This is a genomic window from Kitasatospora sp. NPDC058218 (assembly GCF_042882445.1).
Classification (GTDB): domain Bacteria; phylum Actinomycetota; class Actinomycetes; order Streptomycetales; family Streptomycetaceae; genus Kitasatospora.
The window spans coordinates 56,144-80,711 of the sequence record NZ_JBHVWC010000048.1; the positions used below are offsets into that span (position 1 = coordinate 56,144).

The window sequence follows — 24,568 nt, forward strand, 5'->3', positions numbered from 1 at the left end:
TCAGGGCATCGGCAGTTCCCAGCTCAGCCCCGGCCCGCCGACCGCCCGTTGGACGCCGTCGGCGAACTCCAGCCGGTACTCGGCCGGGTTGCCGGCTGCCGCCCAGCGCGCGTGGATCTCCTCGGCCTCCAGCCACAGGTTCCGCGGCCCCCACTCGGTGGCGCGCGAGCCGTCCCTCGTGACGGCCGCCCGTGACCCGTCCGCGGCAACCAGCACCACCTTGTCGTCGAAGCCGGGAGCGTCCCAGTGCCGCCGCACCCCGGGCAGGGCGTGCGCGAGCGCGACCCAGAATCCACGCTCGGCCGCCGTGGGCGGCACCAGCACGGCGGAACGGCTTCGGCCGCTCCCGGCTGGTACGGCCGGCACCGGGATCCACCCGCGGGCCCGGTCCGGTACATGTCCCCACAGCTCTGAGGCGAGCCGCCCGGACAACGTTCCCGCCTCGTCGCGGTGGACGAGGGCGGTGGCGTGCCAGCCGGGCGCACCGGTGGTGATGGTGGTGCGCAGCCGGCCGCCCGGGGCGAGGTGGTGCAGCCAGGCGGCGGGGACGCGCCGGACGGCGAACGAGGCGGTGATCGCGTCCCATGGGCCTTCGGGCAGTCCGCGCAGCCCGTCACGGACCACGAGCCGCACCCCGGCGCTGATCGCGGCCAGGCGCGGTGCGGCGTCGCGGGCCAGCTCCCGGTCGATCTCCACCCCGGTCGCCTGCCGTCCCGTCAGCTCGGCGGCGACCGCACTCAGGTAGCCGGTGCAAGCGCCGATCTCCAGAAGCCGGTCGCCCGGCCCGAGACGGACGTCCTGGAGGGTGACGGCCAGCAGCCCGGCGCCCGAACTCTGCCCGGTCGGGATACCGGTGCAGTCGCTTCCGACCACGTACAGGCCCAGCGGGCGGCAGTCGAGCTGCACCACGACCTGGTCCATCCCGTAGCAGACAGCAAGGTGCCGCTCGGGGTCGTCCTGGAGGTCGACGAGTCGCCAGCGCCGGACGGGACGCTCACTGCCGAGCGGCGCGAACAGGCGTGGCATCAGCAGGTGCCGCGGCACGCCGGCCATCGCCGCGACGATCACGGGATCGTGGACGCCGGGCTCCAGGGCGAGCGCGTCGGCGAAGGCGGATCGGGCAGCGGAGAGCGAACCGAGGGCGAGTGGGGCGGTGCTCTTCTCGGTCACCGGCCGTACGCCTCCGACGTCTGGCTGTGCTGTGCCGGCAGGGGTCCCGTGGTTGCCCGGTGTGCGAGGTGGGCGCTGAGCTGCTCCGGGTCGTCCTCGACGTCGGCGGGGGCGTCGTCCAGCCAGGCCATGAGCTGTAGTGCGAGGAGTCGGCTGTCCTCGGAGACGGTCGGGTCGGTGGTGAGGCGGCTGTGGGTGAACCAGGTGAGCTGGTGGTCGGCCCGCTGCTCAGCGGCCGCGGACGCGGTGTCCACGAGGGCCAGGTAGATGTGGTCGACGTGGGTGTGCGGGGCGCTGGTGTGGCCGTCGGGGCTCGCACCTCCCTCGCAGATCCACCACGGAGCGGGAACGGCACGGTGGGGGAAGCCGGCCGGGGCGGGCGCCGTGGGCCCGGGGATCAGGCGGGCCCTGTGGCCGGTCTCCTCCAGGACTTCGCGGACAGCGGCGTCGTGGACTCCCTCCCCGACCTCGCCGTGACCGCCGGCCGGCATGTGGCCGCCCAGCCGGTCGTGCCAGATCAGACCCACGCTCCATTGGCCCGCGTCGCGGCGCAGCAGGAAGGTACTCGCGGTCACCTCCCGCACTGAGCGCGCCGGCGTCGCCATCTGCTGGTCGGTCACTGCCTCACCTCGTTCTCTCGGACGTTGAGCGCCTGGTGGGGCGCTTCGGTTGCTCGTCGACGCGGGGGCCACAATCCGCGGGCCGCCGGTCCCGCTGCGCGGGCCCCCGCTGCCGGGAGCCTTCGCGGTCAGCCGGTCGTCACCGCGGCCAGGAGCTTGCGTGTGAACCGGTGCGTGTTCGGGTCGAGTTGATGGATGGGCTCTTCGAGGACCTGCCGCCAGGGCAGCCACTCGACAGCGGTGTACTCGTCGGGGTCGAACCAGCCGACCTCCTGTCGGCGAGCGCGCAGTACGAACCAGCACGACACGTCGGTGTGGCTGCGCGGACCCACTGTCGGCGTGCGGGTGACGAAGAACGGGCTCTGGCCGAGGAAGGGGACAGCCGGGAGCCGCAGTTCTTCCGCCGCCTCACGTTCGACCGTCTGCCAGAGCGCTTCTCCAGGCTCAGCGTGGCCGCCGGCCGGAAGACGCAGGCCGCTCTTGATGTGGTGGCCCAGCAGGAGCTCTTCACGGTCAGGGTCGGCGACGACGAAGTAGGCGACCAGGTGCGGGTCGGGCGCATCGAACGCGGTCCGGTCCAGCGGTGCCCCGCTGGAGATCCACGCTGTGGTTTCCTTCAGGTGCTGGGTCTCCATCGAGTCCCAGGGGCTGATGGCGGCGAGGTCCTGGAGCAGCCGCCGGCGGCGGTCGTGGTCGGGTTGAGCGGGGATCACTGCGGGCTGCTCCTCGGGATCGGCCGGTCGAACGGGCGACGGTGTGGTGCTGCGATCGGTGCGCACGGGGCCTGCGTGCGGCAGAGCCGTCCTGCTCAGGCCGGGCGGTTGGCGATGCGGAGCAGCGCCGGGGGGTGGCGGCGGCCGTTGACCTGGAGTGCGAGGTGGTAGCTGCCCGGTGCGAGGGCGGCGGTGCCGGTGGACTTCAGGAGGTGGGTCTTGGCCAGGTGCAGTGGTGCGCCTGCCTTGACGGTGGCCCGGGTGAGGTGGGCGACCTTCTCCCGGGCCGCGGTGCCGGGGTCACTGCGGGTCAGGACGTACATGACGTGCACCGGAGTTTCGGTAGGGGCGGTGAGGTCGGCTTCGAAGGCGAGGCCGTCACCGAGCTGGTGGTCGGTGCGGGTCAGGCGGATCGGGCTGACGCTGACGTCGGCTTGGGGGTCGTAGCCGAGGAGGGTGTAGGCAGGTGCCCAGCCGGCCTTGAGCCGGGACTTGAGTGCCTCTCGGGTGATGAAGGCGAGTTCGGCGGCCGTGGCGCGCCCTTCGGTGCGCCAGCGGGTCAAGGTGGCGAGGACGAGGTCTGGCCGGGTGCGGGCGATGTCGCGCAGGTGGTTGGCGACGGAGGTGGTTACGAAGCGGCTGCTGTCGGCGTAGAGGACGTCGAGCAGTGGGAGGGCGGTGTCGACGGGCAGGTCGGTGCCAGCGGACCAGGGCAGGTGCGGGCGGGTGGCCTCGCTGGCCAGGCGCCGCACCCGGTGGTCGGCGGCGGTGGCCCACGTGGCGGCCGCCGCCAGCGTCTGCACGGGGTAGGTGTTGAGGAAGGTGCGGACGGCGTCCTCGGCGGAGAAGTACGGGGTGAGGGTGGCGAGCGCGGCAAGGGCCTGGTCGAGCTGGTCCGGGTGGAGGTGGTGGGCGGCGACGTAGGCGGAGTGCGGGGCGTAGATGTAGAGGCCGAAGTCTGTGTCCGCGCCGGCGGCCTCCGAGGTGGGCGGCAGGGAGCGCAGCAGGGTGGCGAGAGCGTCCGGGCCGGTCACGGGGAGGTGCTGGTGCAGGGCATCGGCGGTGCGGGCGATGCGGCCCTTGAGTTCCAGCTGGGGCAGGTCGGCGGTCACCTGGGCGGTGAAGGAGGCGTCGTCGAAGCCGGGGCAGGCGGCCTTCATCTCGCGCCCGATCCGGGCGATCCGCTCCGGGCTCAATGCCCGTTCTTTCAGGGGCACTTGGGAACTCACTCGACCACCCTAGTGCCGGGTCGATCCGCTGGTGGGCGGCTTGGCGGGGATTCCCCCGTCAGAGGGACAGGGGCGGCGTGTCGGCCGGCGGACGGTGGCGCGCAGCAGCAGCCGCGAGTGGCGGGTGCTGTCACAGGGGGAGGCGGTGCGCAGGACGGCCAGGTAGTCCGTCAGAAACACCGCGCGGCCGGCGGTCGCGGCCTCGAGCTCCCGGGCGATGTACCGGCCGAGGACGTCGCGGAACGGCTCGCCCGCGGCGGCGCCGATCCGGGCGGCCATGCGCGGGTGCAGGTCGCCGATCGGCTCGGTACGCAGGTCGCCCCCGAACTGCTCGCGAACATGGTCGGCGATCGAGAGCCGCTCGGGGGCGTAGGCGGGCAGGTGCGGCCCGACCAGGCGCCAGGCGAGGCCGATGAGGTCCTCGAAGCCGAGATGGGCGGCGTACAGGTCGAGCATCGTGAACTCGGCGGCGTGGAGGGCATCCGGGGGCTCGGGCCGGAAGCACGGGCCGATCTCGTACACCTGCGGGAGGTCGGTGTTCACGTTGACGCGCAGCGCCGGGCCGATCATCGCGCGCGGGTACCGGCCGTCGTGGAGGCCGGCGGACGCGCGGCGGCCGGGTCCGAGGTCGGCGCGGCGGGCGACGGGGGTGACCACCTCGGTGAAGCCCTCGTCATGCAGCAGGGCCCGCAGGCTGCGCAGCACGTGGGCCTCGGTGCGGATGGGATCGGACAGCGCGGACATGCGCGCTTCCCCCCATCTCAGCAATAGGGCACGGGAGTTGTCGAACCCGGGCGCCGTTTCGGTGGAGCGCCCTTCTCGGAGAGCCTCAAGGTAGCCGCACGCCGTCGAAGCGCAGAAGACCGCGCGCACCGCCGAGGGGCCCGGTGCTCGACCGGCGCGTCCGGTCCCGTCCGGCAGGCGCTGGGGCCGGAGCTGATCGGCGAGCTGGAGAACCTGTGCGGTGCTCCGAGCGTCGGGGTGCGGGACGTCGCGGTGGATGTCGGCGCGATCGCCGTGGCGGCACTCGTCGGCTCCCTGGTGGGGCACGTCGTCGGGCCGCTGCTCGCGGTGCTGTACATCGGGGTGCGTCAGCGGCACATCTCGAACCTGGCGCACGAGTGCTTCCACGCGAAGCCGCTGGTCACCGCGCGCGGCAACCGCCTGGTGGGGTACCTGCTGACCGGGCTGCTCGGCGAGGGGCTTGGGCCCTACCGGGCCACCCACGGAGTGCACCACGCGCAGCTGGGCACCGGAGCCGATCCGATGTTCCAGTCCTACCGGGCCGGGCGCCTTCACACCGTCCATGCTCCGATGAACAAGACTGCCTTTGTGCTGCGGGTGATCGTCAAGGCCGCGCGGTGGCGGCTGCCGACGTCGGCGCTGCGCACGCTGGTGACCCGCGGTCCGCGGGAGAGCCGGTGGGCGCCGGCCGCCCGCGCGGTGCTGTGGGCCGCCTTCGCGGGTCCCGCCGGTAGCGCTCCTCACCCCTACGCCTAGCCGCACCTTCGCCACCAGGTGGAACAGTCCCTCGACAACCTGGGTGTGGAGCAGGTGCCGGTCTTCGTTCTCCCCAGCCTGGACTTCGGGTGCGAGGACCACTACCTCGAATCAACGGCCGAGACCTTGGAAGCGTTCAGGCACCTGGGGCAGCTCCGACGTCCGCAGGGCCCACCCGTCGTCCTGGGGCCGGACCGGAGGCGCCGCTGCCGCGCCGCCCACAGGTCCGGGCGGCGCGGCAGCGGGCACTTCACGACGGGTCAGGCCGAGAAGGAGCCGATCAGGTCGGCGACGACGTGGGTGCTGCCCCACTGGTTGGCGAAGGACACGCGCCCGTCCACCACGGGCACCATCACCAGCGTGGAGACCACCTCTCCCGGCCGGTAGTTGATGTTCGAGGCGTCCGGGCGGCCCGTCCCGTGCGGGTAGACCGTCAGGAAGCTCGTGTCGGTCGGCCACACGACGGTGACGTTCAGCAGTACCGAGGTCACCCCGGTCAGCGGCACGCCCTCGACCCCGGCCACCTTCAGGCTGACCACGTCGCCGTCCCCGCCCAGAATGCCGGCGCGGGCGCCGGTGCCGTCACGGGTGTCCAGCAGCCGCACGAGAGTGGACGGCGAGAAGGTCGCGCCCGTGTCGCCGTAGTACCCGACGATGTCGACCCCCAGGTCCACCTCGCCCCACGGGTTGTACAGGTCGACCTTGCCGTCCGCTCCGACCGGGACGGTCACCAGGTTGGAGACGTTCTGCCCGGTGGTGAAGTTGACGTTCGACGCGTCGGGCACCGCCTGGCCGTGCGGGTACGCCGTGACGTACCCGGTCCGGGTGGGGTTGACGGCGGTCACGCTCATCACGACCGCCGTCACGCCGCCGGCCGGGACGCCGGCGACCCCGGTCACCTTCAGCGGCACCACGCCGCCCCAGCCGACCCGACCGGCGGGCGCGCCGACACCCGAGACGGTGTTCAGGATCCGCGTCGGGTTGACCGGGCTGAGCAGCGAGCCCGCGCCCCCGTCGGTGTAGTACCCGGCGACGTCCACCCCGAGGTCGACCGCGCCCCAGGCGTTGCGCAGATCGACCTTGCCGTTGGAGAGCGGCACCGTCACCAGGTTGGTGACGTTCTGGCCGGCCGCGAAGCTGACGGTCGGCAGGTCCGGCACCGCCTGGCCGCTCGGGTACACCGAGACGGCGCTGTTGCGGGTGGGGTTGACGGCCGTCACGTTCATCACGACGGCCGTCGCACCGTTGGCGGGGACACCGCCCGCACCGGCGACCTGCAGGGACACCACGCCGCCCTGATCGACCCGGCCGGCGGGCGCGCCGACGCCGAGTACGGTGTTGAGGATCCGTGACGGCGGCACCGGGACGAACCTGCCCTTGGTCGGGGCCGGAGCGGGAGTCACCGTGAAGGCTTTGGCCAGGGTGGGCCCGCCGCTCCCGGCGCCGTCCAGCACCACGTCGTACGTCCCCGGCTGGAGCGCTACGGTGGAGACCAGGGCGTGCAGTTCCGTCCCGCCCGGGTTCACCGAGAGCGGCTTCATGGGGTACTGGGAGCCGCCCCCGCCACCGGTCAGCCGGAGCTTGGTGCCGAGAGTGAGGCCGTACCCGCGCACGGTGACCTGTACCTGCGTCCCGGCGGTGCCGGTGGCGGGGCTGATCGAGTTCAGCACGAAGATGTTCGGCTGACCACCGCAGGTGTAGGAGACGCGGTCGCACGTCCCCTGGAGGCTGTACTCGACGGGCGTCGCGGCCTTGCCGGGGCTGACCACGAGGAGGGCCTGTCCGGCGGCGGCGCTCAGGTTGGCCCGGCACTGGCCGGCGAACTCGCCGTAGTTGATGTCGCACCGGTAGCTGGGGTTGGACTCCTCCCATGCCTGTGGCCCCAGCAGGTCCAGGAGCGGCTGTTCCATCGACGGTGCGGAGGACGTTCCGGCGACGTTGAAGGCCTGCGACGGCTGCATGTCGACCACCGCGCAGTACGCCGGCGAGGACTCCGTGAGCAGCCCGCCGCGCAGTGAGAAGCCCGCCACCGAGACCGGGTGGGCGGTGCACTCCGGTGCCCACCCGGCCGCTGTGCCGACCTTCCAGGTGTCCACGTCGGTGTGGATCGGGGCGCCCTTGTAGCCGGCCGCGAGCACGACCAGCGTGTACGAGGTCGAGCCGGTGACCTTGCAGTAGTAGCCGAACTGCACGCAGACGGTCCGGCCGCTGGCGTCGGCCACCTGGAGCTGCACGGTGGCGTCGTACCGGCCGGCGGTCGACCGGGCGCTCAGCCAGAGCTTGTCGGTGGCGGCGGCGTCGAGCCGGATGCAGCGGGCGTCCAGCGTCGCGTTCAGGTCCAGTGGGAGTGACCGGCCGCCGACCGTGGTGGCGTTCGGGGTGAGGCAGTTCGCGGTCGGTGAGATGTCCCGCCGGGCCACCTTGTAGGTCTCACCGCGGGCACCGGCCAGCAGCATCGTGTAGGGCGCCCCGGCGTTGAAGGCGCAGCTGAAGGCCGCGCCCTCGCAGACCACGTTGCCCTGCGGGTCGACCACCTTCAGCGAGGCTCCGCCCGTGTTGGTGGTGTTCGTGTAGTCGATGCTCTCGGCGGTGCTGTGCTGGTCGACGGGCAGAGCGAGGCAGGCCTGCGGCAGGGCCTGGGTGGTCGTGACCTCCGTGCCCCAGCTGCCGTCGAAGGCGCTGCGCGGCCAGGTCGTGCAGCCGGCCGTCTCGCCGGTGCGGTGTACCAGCAGCTGGAAGGCCTGGTCGGGCGCGCCGTTCGGCAGGACGCGGAACGGCGCCGTCCCGGTCAGCTTGCAGACCGTGGAGCCGTACCCGAAGAGGTTCTCGCACTGCTTGGAGCCGACCGCGTCGAGCACCGTGAAGTTGGCCCCGGTCACGTCACCGGGGGGGCGGTTGAGCAGGTAGAGGCCGGTGCCGGTGGCGGTGGGCAGGATGAGACAGGGGGCCTGACCCGATGTGCCGAAGGTGCCGGCGACGGGACCGGACACCATTCCCGTGTCGCCGGTCGCGGTGCAGCCCCGGGTCTCCTTGTCCGAGCGGAGGACCATGCCGAAGGCCTGGCCGGTGGCGGTGCCCGGGTCGACCACCCAGGTGTAGTCGCCGGGGGACAGCTCGCAGTTCGCCCCGGGCGTGCAGCTGACGTTCAGTCGGCTCCGGTCGGGCGCGAACAGCTCACCGGTGAGGCGGCGGCCGTCGGTGGTGAAGGCCGCGAAGGAGTACGGTGCCTGCTCGGTGATGCGCAGCGTGCGGCAGCGCGCGACCGGGCTCGGGTCCGGGGAGGTGCCGAAGACCTGCGGCTCCACGACCGCGCAGCCCTTCGTGCTGGCGAGCCGCGTCATGGTGAGGTCGTACGTCTGCGCGGAGCCGTAGCCGTCCTGCGCCATGATCCGGAAGGGGGCCTGACCGGCCATCGTGCAGTCCAGCCGGGAGGAGTCCCAGCCGCTGGTACCGGAGCAGACCTGCCGGCCCGCGGCGTCGTAGACGGACCGGGTCACCTGGTAGTTCGTGACGTGGGTGCGCAGCTGGTCCCCGGCCGCGAGATCGGCGGCGAGGAGGCAGTCGCCGGCGGAACCGGTCGGCAGCGAGCCGTGGAAGACGGTCGGTGCGGCGAGTGAGAGGTCGTCGGCGCTCACCGTCCGGCAGGCACCGGGCGACAGGAGCGTCCGGTACGAGACCGAGAGGCCGACCGGGAAGGGGTACTCCTCGCTGACCCGGAGTGTGTAGGCCCCCGCCTGCGTCGTGGCGCAGCGCAGCATCGCTCCGTACAGGGAGTCGCTCAGCCTGTCGCAGGCCACCTCGGCGCCGTCCGGCCCGAGCAGGGTCCTGCTCAGCGAGCCCGAGGTCGCGAGGACCCGGACGAACAGCAGGTCGGGGGCCTGGGGCGGCGTGAACGAGAACGACACCGGCGTCGTGGGTTCGAGAGTGCAGGCCGCGACCGCGCCGGCGGTGAGGGTCGTCGGGCATTGGCCGCTCGGGTCGGCCTGTTTCAGCTCCCGGGCGGCGGCCTGGGCCTCGCCCTGCGGGTCCACCGTCGGCCGGGCTGTCGGGCCCTCGGTGGGTGCCGCGTTCGGAGTGCTCGGGCTGGGCGCGGTCGGGTCCGGAGCGGTCGGGCTACTGCCGGCGCTCGCTTGTGGCGCCGCCGTGGCTGTCGGCGGCGCCGCGGCGGCGGCGGGACTGCTCTGGCCCACCAGTGCGACCAGAACGGCGAACAACAGGGCGGCCGGTGCGGTAGGGCCCGCGCTTCTCCGTCCCCGTCGCGTGCGGCTGCCCGATGGCAGCAGTTTCATGGTTCCCCCCTCGTCTGAGGCCCCCGATTCCTGTGATGATCACTGGAGTTCGTGGGCAGGCGGATTCTAGCCAGCGGTGCGGCAGTTCGACCACGCGCGGGTGCACGGAGGCAACGGCGAACGGACCTTTCCGGTGGCACCCTGTCCGTTGTCTGCCGCGTTGCTCGCCTCACCTGCCCGCGGGCTGGGGGCAGACGGCAGGGCGGCGGTGCGGAGCGCTCCCCGCGCCCTGAACCGGCGCGATCCCCACGCTCCGCACCGCCGCCCCGGAAGCGCCGACCGACGCCCCGAGAGAACGCTGCGTTCCGTCGCGGCCGCACTCCTTGCCCGGCGGGTCCACGGACCAGTGGCGGGCCGGGCGTGCGTGAGCCGAGTGGAGCGACTGCGAGTGTGAGCGACTCGGGCGTACACCGTCCGGAACGGGTCCCCGGCGGTAGGGTGGTGTCCCTGCATCCGGCCTCGCTCCCCGGGGACGTCGACGGCCGCTGGGTCACCCGCGGGACACCGCGGACGGGCGGTTTGCCGGTGCTGCTTGCAGAGGGGAAAGAGCCCCTGCTGCCTGACCGCCAGGACGAGACTTGTCTTGTCCATCGGCGGCGGCGCCTTCCGTCGGCGGCGGTCCCGCCCGTACTCGGCGAGGGCCGGGTCGTCCGGGGACGCTCCGCCCTTGACCGGGTAATGACGGACGATGCCGGTCCAGGCGCACTTGGGTAGGAAGGCGCCGCTGTCGCGGTCGCCGAAGACCCACCGGTCTCGCCGGGACGGGTGAAACTGGCCGAAGTACCGGTCCACAATCCAGTGCCCCGACTTCTTCCGGTGACGACGCCTGACCCACCTGAAGGTCAGCCGCCACATGTAGTGATCCAGCGACGTGAACGTCGTCGTGGACGCCACCGCCCGGCAGTAGGCCGCCCGACCGCGAACGATCGGGATCAGCCTGTGCAGAACGGCCTCAGCATTCGACCCGTGCAGGGCCTTCACCTCGGTCCGCAAGCGCGCCCGGAGCCTCTTGCAGACCCCCGTGCTCGGCTTGATGATCAGCTTTCCGCCCGTGCGGCGAACGGTGTACCCGAGAATGTCGAACCCCTCTTCGAGATGGACGGCCCTGGTCTTCTCCTCGTTGAAGCGAAGACCCCTCGGCTCCAGCCATTCCGCCGGCCGGGCTCGGACCTGGTGCATTTCGTCGTCGTCGTGACAGCGCACGATGAAGTCGTCGGCATACCTCACCAGCACCGGGGTGCCCGGTGCCGCGCCGGGCTCACGCCCGGCGCGAGCCACCCTGTACTGGCACCCGGCGGCCCGTTCCAGTCCGTGCAGAGCAACGTTCATCAGCACGGGGCTGATCACACCTCCTTGAGGAGTTCCCTCCTCGGTCGGTGCGAACCGGCCGCGGTCGATCACGCCCGCCTTCAGCCATCCTCGGATCAGGCCCCTGGCGGGGAACTGCCCGATGGAGGACATCAGGTGGTCGTGGTCGATGCGGTCGAACGCCGCCGCCAGGTCCGTGTCCAGGACCCACAGACGCTTCGGGGCCTTGCCCTTCACCGTCCAGAAGATCGCCGCGATCGCGTCCTGACAGCTGCGGCCGGGGCGGTGGTGGCCTGCCGGCGGCGGTAGGCGGTGCTGCGGCAATGGGATGTTGCAGTACTGCGGCTGGCGGCCGCGCCTACCGGTCGAGGAACGACCGGGCGTCGCCGGACTGCTCGCCGCCGTCTGTGCTGGCGGGCGCCGCCCGCATCGAGGACGTGGCCTTTCCAGCCCCGCCGCGGGCCGGGAAGGCGGGTGGGCCGCCCCGGTGCGGGGCGGCCCACCACTCATTCAGGGTGTTGGTGTGGCGGGGTTCGTTCAGTACTGCACGGAGATGCTGGCTCCGGTGAAGGCCTGCTGGGCGTGGAGGCCGAAGTAGACGTATCCGGCGGGCGGATTGTCGATGGTCAGGGTCTCGGTGTTGCCGGCCTGGGCGGACTTGCTGGTGTAGGCGTCGGGGGCGGTCCAGGTGCGGGAGTTGTAGTACAGGTCGGCGTTGCCGGTGCCGCCGGTGGTGGTGATCTTCAGCTGCTTGGTGCCGGCGGGGACGTTCAGGTAGTGGTGGGAGATGTTGCCGGTGGTGGCGCTCAGGCCGGCGCGGCGGCAGTTCTGGCCGAGCACGCGAACGTCGCTCCCGGCGCACAGGGGCAGCAGGCCGACGTCGACCTGCCGGCTGGTGGTGGCGGTGGCGCCCTTGTCGTCGGTGACGGTCAGGGTGGCGGTGTAGGAGCCGGCCGTGCTGTAGGCCTTGACCGGGGCGGTCTCGGTGGACGTGGTGCCGTCACCGAAGTTCCAACTGCGGCTCGCCACGGTGCCGTCGTCGTCGGTGGAGCGGTCGGCGAAGGTGGCGGTGAGACCGCTGACGGTCGTGTCGAAGGCGGCCACCGGGGCCTGGTTGCCGGGCAGCGAAGGCGTGGTGGCGCAGGCGCCGGCCCCGCAGGCGGCCAGCCAGGTCCTGAAGTCGGCGTCGTAGCGGGTGCCGATGGTGGTCTTGAGCAGGGTGCGGGCACCGGCCCAGTCGCCCGCGCGGTACTTGGCGAGCACGGCGTCCACGTCGGGGCGGTGCTTCTCCGTCATGTAGCGCACGGCCAGGTAGCCCCAGCGGTAGGTGCGCTCGGAGTTGGTGTTCTGGTAGGTGGTGTCGAAGAGCGTGGAGAGCGCGTAGGTGCGCAGCTTGGCCGCGTCGATCGCGGCGGTGTAGGGCTGGTCGAGGTAGGAGTAGGAGACGTACTCGGCGAAGCCTTCGACCCACCAGATGGTGGGGGTGGAGACGCCGGCGTAGAAGTCGCCGTGCATGTTGAAGCGGCCGTCGAGGTAGTGGGTGTACTCGTGGTTGAGGTTCCACACCTGGAAGTCGGGCTTGACGGAGGGGTTCTCGTAGGCGAGGAAGCGGGGCTGGTTGCCGGTGGTGGCGGGGTTGCCCTCCAGGTACATGCCGCCGTTGTTGGTGTCGATGCCGTAGATCGTGGCGGCGAACACCTGGTAGTCGAAGCGGGTGTCGAAGACCACGACCTCGATGCTGGTGTTGAGGTCGCCCGCGACCGGGCCCTTGTCTCGGGCCACGGCGTGGAAGTACGCGTCCTGGGCCAGCAGGCTCGCGCAGGCGGCGGCCAGGTTGTCGGGGGTCACCTGCTGGGCGAGGATGCGGATACTCGGGCTGCAGGTGTGGGTGGTGGTCAGGATGCCGGCGCGCAGGCGGGCGGCGCCGTCCGCGGTGCCGTACAGCGCGGCGTCGGCCGCGTCGTAGGCGCCGACCATCTCCGCGACGGCCGCCCACAGGTGGGCGGTGCGGCCGCTGGGGGCGCTCTGCGCGGTGAGGCCGCTCAGCAGCGGCTGCAGCTTGGGCTGCAGGGGTGCGTGCTGGAGGAACCGGCCGAGCTCGCGGGCGCCGTTGTAGACGAGGTAGCCGTAGTCGGTGCCGAGCAGTGCGGTGTTACTGGAGACGAAGCCGTTCAGCGCGTCGAGCACACTGGGGTCGGCCTGGACGGCGGCGGCGAAGTCTGCGGCCTCGTGGCCGCGCCACAGGGTGGTGAAGATGCCGTTGATCGCGCTGGGCATTCCGCTGACGGTGTTGTAGGTCGCGGCGTTGTAGTCGGTGAGGAGGCGCTTGATCACCGGGAGGTAGCGGGTGTTCTCCTGGGCGCTGTCGATCAGGGTGATCGACTGGCCGAGGATGGCCGCGTTGGTGGTGGTGACGTCGCGCGAGCGCGCACTGGCGAAGTAGCCGTCCAGGGCGCCGCGGATCGCGGTCCGCAGGCCGGTGCCGTAGGTGCCGACGTCGGTGGGGTGGTACCACTGGACGTAGTAGCCGGCGCGCAGGTACATGACCAGCTGGTAGGTGGACGTGGAGTTGTCGCCCGGATAGGAGGCGACGTTGTCGCGCAGCGCGTTGGCGACCGTCACCATCTGCGACTCGCGGAAGGCGTACGAGGCGTTGGTGCCGGTGATGTCGAACAGGGCGTTGATGCAGACGCTGTCGACGGCCTTGATCTGCTGCACCAGTGCGCTGCCGGTGCGGCTGGTGAAGGCGCCGACGGAGCAGTCCGCGGCGGCCGCCTGGGCGGACGCGCCGAACGACTTGGCGGACACCGGGGTGCCCGGCGCCGGGTCGGCCGCAGGGGTGAACGGGGCGCGCTCGCTCGCGGGCACCGTCGCCCCGGTGCCGCGCTCGGCCTCGCGGGCGTCGGGGTCGGCCTCGGGCGCGGGTTGTGGGGCGAGGGAGGCGGCAGCCGTCGCCGGCGGCGCCGGGGCGGGAGCGGCCTGACTGCTCGGGGCGGACAGGCCGAGCGCCAGACAGGACGCCAGCGCCAGGGGCAGCAGCCGCGCGTAGCGCGACAGCCCAGATATTCGGACGGAACTCATGTGGGGGTCTCCGGGCCTACGACGACCGTGTGGGGTGCGGTCGGGTGGAGGAGGACCACTCGGCGGGCACGCCTGATCTCGGCACGCCATCGAGCAGCGGGGATGGCATACCATTGCACACATCACACAGCACCGGGAAGATCTTTCACGTGACCGATTGTCAGAGGCTCTCGCCCCAGCGCCCCTTACATCCCCTCCTCAGCAGCCCTGGGAGGGCGACCGGCTGACGGAGCCTCCACACTCGGACACTCCTGCGTCCGGGGCGCCGAGGACCGGCACCACCCCTCGCCCCGGACGGACCGGTTCGCCCGCCCTCGCCCTGCCCAGGGGCCCGGCCGGCGGTGCGGACACCTGGCTCCGCGTCAGCGCCCGCCCACCGGAACTCCCCCAGCAGGATCCGCCGGCCCTACCCGGCGCGGCCACGGAGAAGACGCGGGCCCGGGCGTCCAACCGGGCGGAGCAGCCCAGGGGCCGGGCAAACCCACCGGGCCCGGGAGCCCAACTCACCGCCGTAGGTCAGGGCCGGTGGCGGGGAACGGCGGCGGGCCCGCTGGGACGGTACTGGGACAGGGGGTCTCTCGGGCCTGTCCCAGCTGCCTGACGGCTCACCACTGTTCCAGGAACGCGCGCGGCTCCTCGCGCTGGCGGGCTTCGTCGGCGAGGACTTCGGCCAGGAGCGTGCGGTCGACGTACGGCTCGACCGCGGCCGTCAGCGGGTCGCGCAGCTCGTCCCGCTCCGGGGCCTCGATCTCCCACCGCACCGGGCGGTCCGGGTCGAAGCCGTACCTCGCCGCGAACCAGGCCCGCAGGGGTCGCCCTTCCTGCCCTCGGCCGCCGACAGCGGCAGGCGGTGAACGAGGTGTCGGCCGAGGCGTCGGAGGCGGGCCGGCGGTCGGCCCGGTGGGTGCGCGAGCTCGCGGCCCGGCAGCCGGACGGCGGGCACCGCACCGTGCCGGAGCGGGCCGCCGACGCGATCGGGGCGGCGGCCGGGCCTCGGTCGAACTGCTCCGGGTCAACAGCTGCCAGGGGGCGGCGCGCGGCTCAGACCTGGCCGTCGGTGTCCGGGCCGACGAGAGCGCCCCGGCCCGAGTCGGCGGCGACCGCCCGACGCGGGAACGGCGACGCCGCCGGCCGCCCCCGGGGACGGACAACTGCGGACAGCGTCGGACAGCCGGGCGCGCAACGCTCCCACCTGCGCCGTCGGCGGTCCGAAAGGTTCCCGGTCCGAGTCGGACCACTCGCACGAGTGAACTCCTGGGGCGGGGAATGCGCCTGTGGCTCCCGGGTGTTGGCGGTGTCAAGGATCATACGAAACGGGGAGGACGGCATGGCCGGAGCAGTGATCGTCGGAGCGGGGCCGGGGATCGGACAGGCGGTGGCGCTGCGGTTCGCGCGGGAGGGCCTGCCGATCGGCCTGGTCGCGCGGAGCGGGGCGATGGCCGAGGCGGTGGCCGGGGCCGTGCGGCGGATCGGCGGCAAGGTCGCGGTGCGCACCGCCGACAGCACGGACGAGCAGGCGCTGCGGGCCGCGCTCGACGGGCTGGCGGAGGAGCTGGGGCAGCCGGACGTACTGGTCTACAACGCGGCACTGATCCGGCCGGACGCCGTCGGTGAGTCGTCCGCCCGCGAGCAGTTGGACGCCTGGGCGGTCAACGTGGTGGGCGCGCTGACCGCCGCCGCGCACGTCGCACCGGGGATGGCGGAGCGCGGGCGGGGCACCGTCCTGGTGACCGGCGGCATGCCCGAGCCGAAGCCGGAGTACGTCAGCCTGTCCCTGGGCAAGGCGGGCGTGCGCACCCTCGTCACGCTGCTGGACCAGACCTACGGCGCGGCGGGTGTGCACGCGGCCAGTGTGACCGTGGCCGGCGCGGTCGCCCCCGGCACCGCCTTCGACCCGGACGACATCGCGGAGCACTACTGGCGGCTGCACACCCAGCCGCGCGCAGACTGGGAGCAGGAGGTGGTCCACGGGGGCTGACCTCGGGTCACGAGGCCTCCTGCCGCAGGGCGTCGCCCAGGCACAGCAGTTCGCGATGGCGGGCTCGCACGGGCAGCGGGAACCCGGCGATAGCGGCGACAGCAGCGGGGACTCGCCCCGGCCAGAGGCCGGCCAACACCCGCCGGCCCCGGAGGACAGCGGCCCGAACCACGGCAGGACCGGCAGGACGGGCCGGGGTCCGGGACGGGAACCGCCCGGACCCCCGCCGGTCCCTCGCACCGGCCGGACCGACGGAACCCGCGGTACCCGGCGGCCGGTCACGACGGCATTCCCCGAGCATCCGAACCGGCACAATCCCACGGCGATTCCCGGCGAACTGGTCGGCGAAATTCCAGCACGACCAGGAACGCACTCCGACCGTCCGTCAATTCAGCCAGGGCCCGCGACCGTCCCCAGCCGCCAGGAGCCGCGCCCGGGGCCCTGCGACGGTCTCCACCGACCGCGACACGAACACCCACAGTCACCAGAACCGGAACACCGAAGCGCCCCGGAACCGGTATCCGATCCCGCCCAGGCGGGCCAAATTGGTCCAACAAGAGACGCATCAAGCGCTCGAGCCGTGGTCAGGTCACGATCCCGAGGGCTTGCAGATCGGGCGGCCGACGCAGAACACCCGAGCCGGAACAACGGCCCTGCCACGGCCCCGAACCCGGGAGCAGTCGGGCGGCCGAAAGCAGCCGCAGCGAGGTTCCGTCATCAGCGTTCGGTGACGAAATCACCCGGCGAAGCCCCAGCGGGCACGGGCAGGCAGGCCCGAACGGGCGGCCCGGGCAGCCCGACGGGGAACAGCGGGACGAGCGCCCTGGCCGGCCTGGGCGGCGGGAGCCGGCCGGGCCGGACCATGGTGGTTCCGTCACCGGAGGCTGGTGACGGAACCACCCGGCGAAGCGTCTCGTAGGCTGACCGGGCGCTGCCCGCCCCCACACCATTGCCCGGGGGCGGGCAGCACTTCGGGGCGCGGCCCCAGCCGGTTCCGTCACCGGGGATGGTGACTGATCATCACGGACAGGCGACCGCCGCGGGGAGCCACCCGGGAGTTTCGGCGGACCCCTTCGCCCGCAGGCACCGTGCGCGCGCTTTGAAGGAACCTCGCCGTGCCGTGGGCGGCCTGACGGACGCTATCCGCCCCGGATTTGGTACGCCTTCGACGGCCGGCCTGGCGGCGCGGTCTCTCGCGGCCTGCAAGGGCTTGCTTCGGCGCCCGCAGGAGCCCTGTGGCGAGGGTGGTCCTGCTGCCCGGGGCATGGCCCCGGGCAGCAAGCCCTGGGGCCGCTGCGAGGGGTGACCGTCAGCCGGAGATCGTGCCCCGGTAGTGGACGGGTCCCTCGCCCGGGAACTGGGCGGTGCCCTGGAAGCGGTCGCCGTTGTCGAAGAAGGTGACGCTGCCGGAGCCCGAGTCGGGACCGTTCCAGGTGACGGTGGTGCCCGTCGCCGGTGCCTCGTCGGCGCCGACCGTGTCAGCGCGGTGGGCGATGTGGAGGGTGAGCGGCTGGTCGTCCTGCCAGCCGCCGGAGCCGGTGGAGACCTCGGTGTCGTACGTGGGCATGCGGTGTCCCTTCGCGGAGTGCCGGGCCGGCCGGCATGCCGGCCCCGATTCGGTAACTACACGAACCTCACTCACGCGGCGTCACGCCCCGGCACGGGACCGGCCCAGACCACCCCAACGGACCCCTCGCCGCACCTCGCCCGCCAGCAGCGGACGGCGCCGGCCCCGAGCCGGGGCTCAGCCGCACCAACCACAGGTGGCACGCGAACACGAACAGGGGCGGCACCGACCGAGGCGGGCAAGGAAGTGCCCAGGACGCCTCCAGGCCGAGGGCCTGGCTGAGTTCGTCACCTGCCGCTGGCCGGCCGCGCGAAGGCCTGGCACCTCACCGCGGCCGGCCCCGCCGTGACGGCCACCTTCCCCGAGGCCCTGTGCCCGACCGCCCCGGTGCCCGGCTCGGAGAAGCCGGCGGCGAGGCACGGGCGCGAGCACCTACTCGACGTCGGCCGGATCCACGCCGGCCAGACAGGGCGGGGCGGGCAGCCGGACAAGGACCGCGCGAGCAGCAAGCCGGGAGACGGACGGACCGGGGACAACCCCGAAACGGGAACGGACCCACCACACCCCCAACCACCCACAGCGGGGCGGCTTGTAGTGACCTCCAGGTCCCGTCACCGTGAAATGGTGACGGAACTCCACGGACAGACGACCGCTCTGTGCGCCGGCCCCTGCGCCGACGGTGAACCCGACCGGTAGCAGGCTCGCCACAACCTGCGATCCCACCGCAAGCACCAGGGTCAGGCCCGCACCGAAGGGGTCTGATCGGCGCTCATCACCAGCTCTTCCTCTCGGACCAACCTCGGCCGGCTCTCAGCGCCGCGGGCCCCAGCCGCGCCTGTCGCCCATCCCTACAACAGGCCCGGCCCGGCCCTGGGCCGACCGGCAGCGCACACGCCCACAACGGCCTCACCCACCCGGCCCACCGCCTGCGCCTCGCGGGCGCAGGCCCGTGGGCGAGACCCGTCCCGGATGCGTCGGCGGCGTTTCCCGGCCCGGAACCTGCGGCTGCGTAGGGTGAGGTGGCCGGGTGAACGGGGCCCGGTCCCGGGCAGGGCAAGGGCGGTGCGGTGGGCGAGGCCGGGCACGCGGACGTCCCGGACGGCGCAGGGCCGGATGGGGTGACGGCTGCGGGCGGGCCGTCGGGTGCCCGCCGGTGGCTGCACATTCTCGGTGCGGTCGTGGTGGCGGTCGTGCTGCCCGTCGCGGTCGCCGGGACGGTCGCCGGGACGGTCGCCGGGCAGCCGGGCGCCCAGGCCGTGTTCCTCGGGCTGCTGCTCGGCGTCACCGGCGCGAAGACCGGCGGCACCCGCCGCATGGTGTACCTCGTCCCCGTGGCGGGGGCCGCGGCCGGCCTGGGCGCTTTCACGGCCTACGGCTGGTGGTGGCCGGTACTCCTCGCGGTGACCGGCGCCCTCGCCGGGGCCGGGATCGGCTTCGGCCGCCTCCCGCCGCTGACGATGACCGCCCTGGCCGCCACGTTCACCGTCCCGGCGCCCTCCGGCACCGACGCGCTGATCTCCGGCACCATGACCGCCCTCGGCATCGGCTACGGCATCGCGATCGCCCACCGCTTCGGCGCCGCCCCCGTCGTCGAGGGCGACACCCGCCCCCGCCGGTCGCGGCCCTCGTCGCGGCCACCCTCGCCGCAGCCCTCGGCGCCGCGGCCGCACTCGGCGTCGCGCTCGGCTGGGCCGAGCCCTACTGGGTACCGGAGTCGATCATCATCTCCGTGCTCTACATCGCCGCAGGCAAGGCCGAGCGGATCCGAGGCAAGGCCATCGGCACCGCGCTCGGCGCCGCCGCCGCCCTGCCCGTGGCCATCCTCACCCCCTCCGCCCCGCTCACCTCGGCCCTCGCCGCCCCCGGCCAGGTCGCCGCGGAAGCCGAGCACCGCGGCGTCGAGATCCTCGCCGGCATCGCCATCCTCGCCATCGGCCTCGCCGTCGTCCACTACGTCGGCAACCACCTCCGTCAGCGAAGCCCACAACCCGAACTCGCCCCCGCCGGCCACACCCCCGACACCTCCGCACAGACGACAGAGGGCTCGACGTAGCAGGGGTGGCAGGTGTCGCCCTCGCATTGGCTCCAGTAGGTGCCGCCCTCGATCCAGACCTCCTTGTGCTCCGGTACTGCGCCGCGGTCGGTGAAGGCCAGCGTCTGCAGGAAGGCGCGGTGCCGGCGGGCCTTCTCGGCCCGGTGCTCGTCCTGCCGCTTGTCGTACGCGGCACGGTCCTGGGGGTTGTCGAGCGCGTCGGTGAGGGAGTGCAGGCCGTCACGGCGATCAGGACGGGGACCGCGTCGGCGTAGTCCCGCCACCGGTCCGAGTACTCGGTGCGACACTGACCGCGCCAGAAGTCGATCGACCGGGCCGGCCGTACGACAGCAGCGCCGGCCATCTTCCGCAGGAGCTGCTCCATCTCGACGACACGGTGCACTTTCCGGTCGGATCCTCGACCCGACGGTGGGAACCCGGCCGGGTGTCGTCCGTGTGCTCATGGCGGCAGCTGCCGCACCGGCCGCCGCGGACCCCGCCGCGGTGACCGCGTCGAGCCCGCCGTTGTTCCGGCGCAGAGAGCCCAGATGATGAAGATGTCGATGGCGATCAGCACGATGGCCCAGAACGGGTAGTAGGGCAGCCACAGGAAGTTGGCGATCATGCCGAGCCCGACGACGACGACACCGACGGCACGTGCCCAGACAGCGCCCGTGAAGAGGGCCACGCCGACCAGAACGACGAGTATGCCCAGGATGAGGTGGATCCAGCCCCAGCCGGTGGTGTTCATCTTGAAGGTGTAGTTGTGGGTGACGACGATCAGGTCGTCCTTGGCGATGGCGGCGATCCCCTCGAATATCGCCATGGCGCCACCGAAGATCATCAGTACCGCGGCCAAGACGGTCCAGCCGGTCACCAGCGGCCGCCGGGACACCTCGACTTCGGGCGGCGCTTTGTCGGCGTTGCTGCTGGCCATGTGTGGGCTCCTCGGGGTGGGTAGCCTGGTCGCCGACTCGGGCGACCTGGCGGGAGACCCCCTGTTGCCAGGCTCCCACTTCGAAGGCTCGTCGGCACTTGCTGGTCGACGGATCCACGCCCGGCCCTGTGCGGCCGCAGGAGACCACGGGTGTCCGGCGACCGTCCGGCTCGTGGGGGCATGAGGCGTGTCCCCCACTCCCCGGTCGCTGCGCCGACGGCGGCGGCCCAGCGTGGAAGTGTCCCGCTGTTCGCACCCCAGCCTCCGACCGGCCCCCGGCGCCCGGGCCCACGGTGAGATCCCGCAATCACGTGCCGGCCACAGGGCCCGGTGGGAGCGGAGGTCCCGGACGGCCTGGTGGTCGGCGTCGGTGAGGGTGCGGGCCTACCCGGACGAGGGCGGTACAGACGTGGTCGCCGGCGAGGCGGCGGTGCGCGATGTCGGCGCTGTCCGTCCGGGCAGCGCTCCCTCCCGCAGGGACGGGGCGCCGTCCGCCGCCGCTCCGATCCGGCGCCGCCCCCGGGACGATGCCCGCCCGCCGCCGCCACCAGGACGCTGACGGCCCCGGTCGCCGGGCCCGGTCGCCGGGCCCGGGAGCACTTCGAGGAGAACAGCCCTCTCGCGCCGGTGATCCGGCAGATCGACCGGTCGGTGGAGTTCCTGGACCTGGTGACCGCCTGCCACGCGTTCGTCGCTGCGGCCGGGCGGGTGGTCCCCGGACTGCGGGACCGCCAGCTCGGCGGCGACGAGCAGGCCGTGATCCGGGAGAACTGCGCGCGGGTGAGTACCACCCTCGACTGGATCGAGACCGCGGTCGAACCGGCAAGGTCGACATGGACGGCGAACTGGCCCGTCTGCTCCAGGGCGAGTAGGCGATGCCCCGCGCCTCCGAGCGCAGGTCGGCAGCCGCCTCGCACCGTACCTTGGGTCTCCGGGCCAGCCGGGGGACGATCCTGCGCCAGGTCCGACGGTTGCCCGACCCACCCGCCTTATCCGTGCGGGCGCTCGGCGTCGACGAGTTCGCGTTCCGAAAGGGCCACACCTACGGCACGGTGCTCATCGACGTCGACGCGTACACGCCCTTCCGGGCAGCCGCTTCCTCTCCGACTTCCTCCCACAACCGCCAGGGCGGTCCGGTGGATTGCGGGTCGATGGCGTACGTCGCCGACGCCATCAGCGGAGGATGAAGTTACTCCCACGCCCCGTGGTGGGTGTGGACGGGTAGTGCGACCCGGGACACCGGTGCCGTCAGCTCGGTGCAGCACCCGGCACACGCGAACACGTCCAACCAAGCTCCCCCTCGCCGGGTGGGTTCTCCTCTGAGAGGACGTTAAGTCCGTTTCTGGTAGCGGCCGCGTCCGGGTTGGTCGAGGAGTCCCTGACGAACGAGTCGTCCCAGGCGGGAGCGGGTGACGTTGATCGAGGGCTCGTCGGTGGGCAGTCCAAGGAGTTCGTGGAGGTCGCGAACCTGGAAGACCCGCTCGGGGTGCTCGTTGAAGGCGGTCACGATGCGCTGGTAGACGGTGGCGGGCTCCTCGGAGGCCTGTGCGTGGTCGGGCAGGGCGAGGCTGTCGATGACCTTGCGGGTGGTGACGATCTCGGCGAGGCGGGCCTCGACTTCGGCCAGGGCACGGGTGAGTTGCTCGATCTGTTCTCGCAGGCCGTCGGCGCGTGCGGTGGTCTCGTCGTGTTCGGCTTGCAACAGCCGCAGGAGTTCGGTGACGTTCACGCGGCCAGCCCCACCTCGTCGCGCCAGGCGGGGCTGGGGGTGGTGAGGCGGCGGAGCATGCCGGCAGTGGAGGCCCAGTAGACGCGGGAGGCGGCGTTGTCCAGCCGGTGGTCGTAGTCACGGGCGAGGCGCCGGTGGAGCATGAGGGTGCCGTTGACCTGCTCGACCACCCACCGCTTCGGTTGCGGAACGAAGCCCTTGCTCTGGGTGTCGGGGTTGCGACGGACCACCTCGACGGTGATGTCCTTCACCGCCCCGTGGATGATTACGGCGTCCTTGAAGCCCTGGTCGACCAGGACCTTTTCCAGGCGCATCCCGCATCGTTCGGCTGCCTGGTCCAGCAGGGCGATGCCGGCCTCGTTGTCGTGCGCGCTCGCGGCGAGGATCACCACACCGATGATCAGGCCCAGCACGTCGACGGCGAGTCCCCGCTTCCTGCCGGGCGTCTTCTTGTTCGCGTCCAGTCCCGTGGTCTCCTTCGGCACCCCGGCCGCCACGCGCACGGACTGGGTATCGATGATCACCAGGGACGGGTCCTCTAATCGTCTGGCCCGCTCCCGCACCTGGCAGCGCAGGATCTCCTGGATCCGCTGGTCAAGGCCGTCCTGGCGCCACAGGCTGAAGTAGTAGAACACCGCCGACCAGGCCGGAAAGTCGTGCGGCAGGAGCCGCCACTGGCAGCCCGTCCGGTTCTGGTACAGCAGCGCGTTCACGACCTCGCGCAGGTCGCAGGAGCCCGGGTCCCCGGTCGCCGAGCGCGACACCCGCTCCTGCTTCCAGGCGGTGACCAGCGGCTCGATCAAGGCCCACTGCCCGTCGGACAAGTCCGTTGAGTACGGCATCCGTTCCATGCCCCAACAGCATCATGCACACGACACGCGAGTCAGCCTGAACGACTCCGTACACACGAACGGGCGACACCAGATCATCCAGAAACGGACTTAACGTCCTCTGAGAGGGAGAGATCTTCAAATCAATCGGGACGACACAACCGTGGAGACCGGGCCCGGAGGCGAGGATCAGGTGTCGGTGACGCATTTCGCTGGGCACCTGGTTGAACACCAGGAAGAGCAGGAGGGCGGGGCTGACGCCGGGTCAGACCGGAGCAAGTAGCATCCGGGTCCGGTCACTCGGCGATCACCCGCCAGCCCAGGTGGCGCCTGCCGCTGACCGCGGTGAGCCGGGCCAGCAGGCGCAGCGCGGCGTCGAGGTCCGCGTACTGGTCCGGCCCCAGGTAGGCCGGGCGCAGGCCGGCCGCGCCGATCAGCCGCTCGACCGCGGCCCGGTCCGCCTCGGCGGCGGAGAACAGCAGGTCGGCGGCGGCCCCGTCGTGGTCCGGCCCGCCGAACAGCTCCACCCCGGCGCTGTTGAACGCCCGCGCGTACCGGGCACCCGGGGCGTGCCGCGCCACGGCCTCGGCATTGTGCAGGACGCCGTCGGGCCGGGCGGCCCGGTTGGTGGCGTCGACGACCAGCAGGCTGTCCAGGGCCGCGCCGTGCTCGGCGAGCAGCCCGTCCACGGCCGTACCGGTGACGGCCAGCACGACGGTGTCGGCGCCCGTCAGCGCCTCGGTGATCCCGACCGCCCTCACCGGCCCGTCCGGGGCGGCGGCCGGGTCCCGGGTGCCCAGGGCGACGTCGAGCCCGGCGGCGTGGAAGGCGCGAGCCAGGCCGGAGCCGACCCTGCCGGCTCCGATGACGGCGATGCGCATGGTGTGTCCCCCTCTGGATGCGGATGGCTTCCGGGTCAACTCCCTTGAACGGCAGGGATATTCCGGGAGCCTGGCGCCGCCGGGTCCTGCTCGGGCCCGCGCGGAGCCCCACCGGCGAACCGGTGGATGCCGGTGTCGCCCGGGCAGCGGGGCTCGGCGCCCTCGGGTGCGCCCCGCCCGCTCTCCCGCCGGGCGGGCCTCACGCCCCCGCCTCGCGCAGCAGTGTGCAGAGCTCGTGCAGCTCGCCGAGCACGGGGTGGAGTGGGCATGAGCTGGGTAGTGGAGGGCCCCGCGCCGAAGGAGCCACGAGGTGTGAACGGCCGGGTGCTGATCACGGGGCAGAGCACTGGTTCCGGGAGGGGCCGGTGCAGCCGGACGGGTACTGGATCTGCGGGGTGGAGGGGTGCGGTCGACACCGGCCCGAGCACGTCCAGGCGCAGGGGCAGTGGATGAACGTGGCGCACGGGTTCATGGCGAAGCGGATCACCCACTCTCGCTGCCGCACCTGCGGACACCACTGGCTGCACTCGCGGCATGTGCCGTGGCGGTGGGAGCAGTACCAGGGCGGAGAGGAGCGCGGTGGCCTGGTGCCGCCTGACGCGGGCCCGGCTAGTACTGCAACGGTGCTTACCGTGACGAGGCTTCAGCTCTTGGGCTGTGGCCTCGTCTCTTGTAGTGGCTGGTCCGGGCCTGATGTTGGCGTC

General features: G+C 72.6%; 18 protein-coding genes and 1 pseudogene. 5 read left to right on the plus strand and 14 right to left on the minus strand.

The window, feature by feature from the left end:
* The 5 genes from ACFVYI_RS28030 to ACFVYI_RS28050 all read right to left on the minus strand — a co-directional run bounded on the left by ACFVYI_RS28030 (position 1) and on the right by ACFVYI_RS28050 (position 4,833).
* The gene (locus ACFVYI_RS28030; protein ID WP_387890564.1) at positions 1 to 1,170 is read right to left on the minus strand and encodes a hypothetical protein; all 1,170 of its coding nucleotides are present in this window, start codon (positions 1,168 to 1,170) and stop codon (positions 1 to 3) included.
* Complete coding sequence (locus ACFVYI_RS28035) at positions 1,167 to 1,790, minus strand: NUDIX domain-containing protein (protein ID WP_387890566.1); 624 nt, start codon at positions 1,788 to 1,790, stop codon at positions 1,167 to 1,169. The genes ACFVYI_RS28030 and ACFVYI_RS28035 overlap by 4 nt, the downstream gene beginning before the upstream one ends.
* 128 nt (positions 1,791 to 1,918) lie before the next feature.
* A complete protein-coding gene (locus tag ACFVYI_RS28040) occupies positions 1,919 to 2,503 on the minus strand; it encodes an NUDIX domain-containing protein (protein ID WP_387890569.1) in 585 nt (194 codons plus the stop codon).
* A gap of 95 nt (positions 2,504 to 2,598) precedes the next feature.
* A complete protein-coding gene (locus tag ACFVYI_RS28045; protein ID WP_387890572.1) occupies positions 2,599 to 3,720 on the minus strand; it encodes a hypothetical protein in 1,122 nt (373 codons plus the stop codon).
* A 21-nt stretch (positions 3,721 to 3,741) separates the two neighbouring features.
* The gene (locus ACFVYI_RS28050; RefSeq protein ID WP_387890573.1) at positions 3,742 to 4,833 is read right to left on the minus strand and encodes an amino acid--tRNA ligase-related protein; all 1,092 of its coding nucleotides are present in this window, start codon (positions 4,831 to 4,833) and stop codon (positions 3,742 to 3,744) included.
* Here ACFVYI_RS28050 and ACFVYI_RS28055 point away from each other — a divergent pair.
* The gene (locus ACFVYI_RS28055; protein ID WP_387890575.1) at positions 4,714 to 5,232 is read left to right on the plus strand and encodes a fatty acid desaturase; all 519 of its coding nucleotides are present in this window, start codon (positions 4,714 to 4,716) and stop codon (positions 5,230 to 5,232) included. The genes ACFVYI_RS28050 and ACFVYI_RS28055 overlap by 120 nt on opposite strands.
* Before the next feature lie 260 nt (positions 5,233 to 5,492).
* Here ACFVYI_RS28055 and ACFVYI_RS28060 read toward each other — a convergent pair whose 3' ends face one another.
* The 4 genes from ACFVYI_RS28060 to ACFVYI_RS28075 all read right to left on the minus strand — a co-directional run bounded on the left by ACFVYI_RS28060 (position 5,493) and on the right by ACFVYI_RS28075 (position 14,671).
* Positions 5,493 to 9,422 (minus strand): hypothetical protein, encoded by a 3,930-nt coding sequence (locus ACFVYI_RS28060; RefSeq protein ID WP_387890578.1) that lies wholly within the window; start codon positions 9,420 to 9,422, stop codon positions 5,493 to 5,495.
* Between the two features lie 165 nt (positions 9,423 to 9,587).
* Positions 9,588 to 11,339, minus strand: a complete 1,752-nt coding sequence (locus tag ACFVYI_RS28065) for a reverse transcriptase domain-containing protein (protein WP_387890579.1) — start codon at positions 11,337 to 11,339, stop codon at positions 9,588 to 9,590.
* 27 nt (positions 11,340 to 11,366) lie between these two features.
* The gene (locus tag ACFVYI_RS28070) at positions 11,367 to 13,910 is read right to left on the minus strand and encodes a collagenase (RefSeq protein WP_387890582.1); all 2,544 of its coding nucleotides are present in this window, start codon (positions 13,908 to 13,910) and stop codon (positions 11,367 to 11,369) included.
* A gap of 605 nt (positions 13,911 to 14,515) precedes the next feature.
* A complete protein-coding gene (locus tag ACFVYI_RS28075) occupies positions 14,516 to 14,671 on the minus strand; it encodes a hypothetical protein (RefSeq protein ID WP_387890585.1) in 156 nt (51 codons plus the stop codon).
* A 566-nt stretch (positions 14,672 to 15,237) separates the two neighbouring features.
* On the opposite strand from ACFVYI_RS28075, the gene ACFVYI_RS28080 reads away from it, so the two are divergent.
* Positions 15,238 to 15,888 (plus strand): SDR family NAD(P)-dependent oxidoreductase, encoded by a 651-nt coding sequence (locus ACFVYI_RS28080; protein ID WP_387890587.1) that lies wholly within the window; start codon positions 15,238 to 15,240, stop codon positions 15,886 to 15,888.
* Positions 15,889 to 17,197: 1,309 nt separating this feature from the next.
* Here ACFVYI_RS28080 and ACFVYI_RS28085 read toward each other — a convergent pair.
* Entirely contained in the window at positions 17,198 to 17,455 is a 258-nt protein-coding gene (locus ACFVYI_RS28085; protein WP_387890589.1) for a hypothetical protein, read from the minus strand.
* Positions 17,456 to 19,184: 1,729 nt separating this feature from the next.
* Here ACFVYI_RS28085 and ACFVYI_RS28090 point away from each other — a divergent pair.
* A complete protein-coding gene (locus ACFVYI_RS28090) occupies positions 19,185 to 19,508 on the plus strand; it encodes a hypothetical protein (RefSeq protein WP_387890591.1) in 324 nt (107 codons plus the stop codon).
* Between the two features lie 439 nt (positions 19,509 to 19,947).
* Here ACFVYI_RS28090 and ACFVYI_RS28095 read toward each other — a convergent pair whose 3' ends face one another.
* On the minus strand, positions 19,948 to 20,424 hold the full coding sequence (locus ACFVYI_RS28095; RefSeq protein ID WP_387890593.1) for a hypothetical protein: 477 nt from the start codon (positions 20,422 to 20,424) through the stop codon (positions 19,948 to 19,950).
* Between the two features lie 582 nt (positions 20,425 to 21,006).
* On the opposite strand from ACFVYI_RS28095, the pseudogene ACFVYI_RS28100 reads away from it, so the two are divergent.
* Positions 21,007 to 21,296: pseudogene (locus ACFVYI_RS28100) on the plus strand (DUF6192 family protein); the annotation flags it as partial.
* Between the two features lie 99 nt (positions 21,297 to 21,395).
* Positions 21,396 to 21,611: a hypothetical protein gene (locus ACFVYI_RS28105; protein WP_387890595.1), complete on the plus strand. Its 216-nt coding sequence runs from the start codon at positions 21,396 to 21,398 to the stop codon at positions 21,609 to 21,611.
* A gap of 143 nt (positions 21,612 to 21,754) precedes the next feature.
* Here ACFVYI_RS28105 and ACFVYI_RS28110 read toward each other — a convergent pair whose 3' ends face one another.
* The 3 genes from ACFVYI_RS28110 to ACFVYI_RS28120 form a co-directional block, all read right to left on the minus strand.
* Positions 21,755 to 22,153: a hypothetical protein gene (locus tag ACFVYI_RS28110; RefSeq protein ID WP_387890598.1), complete on the minus strand. Its 399-nt coding sequence runs from the start codon at positions 22,151 to 22,153 to the stop codon at positions 21,755 to 21,757.
* Positions 22,150 to 23,004, minus strand: a complete 855-nt coding sequence (locus tag ACFVYI_RS28115; protein ID WP_355671091.1) for an IS5 family transposase — start codon at positions 23,002 to 23,004, stop codon at positions 22,150 to 22,152. Before ACFVYI_RS28115 ends, ACFVYI_RS28110 begins: the two co-directional genes overlap by 4 nt.
* A gap of 275 nt (positions 23,005 to 23,279) precedes the next feature.
* A complete protein-coding gene (locus tag ACFVYI_RS28120) occupies positions 23,280 to 23,864 on the minus strand; it encodes an NADPH-dependent F420 reductase (RefSeq protein WP_387890601.1) in 585 nt (194 codons plus the stop codon).
* Positions 23,865 to 24,568: the final 704 nt, after the last annotated feature.

Bases quoted from the DNA above. Each gene is read 5' to 3' on its own strand.
- ACFVYI_RS28095 (WP_387890593.1), bottom strand. From the start codon at position 20,424: ATGGCCAGCAGCAACGCCGACAAAGCGCCGCCCGAAGTCGAGGTGTCC.
- ACFVYI_RS28070 (WP_387890582.1), bottom strand. From the start codon at position 13,910: ATGAGTTCCGTCCGAATATCTGGGCTGTCGCGCTACGCGCGGCTGCTG.
- ACFVYI_RS28115 (WP_355671091.1), bottom strand. From the start codon at position 23,004: ATGGAACGGATGCCGTACTCAACGGACTTGTCCGACGGGCAGTGGGCC.
- ACFVYI_RS28120 (WP_387890601.1), bottom strand. From the start codon at position 23,864: ATGCGCATCGCCGTCATCGGAGCCGGCAGGGTCGGCTCCGGCCTGGCT.
- ACFVYI_RS28065 (WP_387890579.1), bottom strand. From the start codon at position 11,339: ATGAGTGGTGGGCCGCCCCGCACCGGGGCGGCCCACCCGCCTTCCCGG.
- ACFVYI_RS28080 (WP_387890587.1), top strand. From the start codon at position 15,238: ATGGCCGGAGCAGTGATCGTCGGAGCGGGGCCGGGGATCGGACAGGCG.
- ACFVYI_RS28085 (WP_387890589.1), bottom strand. From the start codon at position 17,455: ATGCCCACGTACGACACCGAGGTCTCCACCGGCTCCGGCGGCTGGCAG.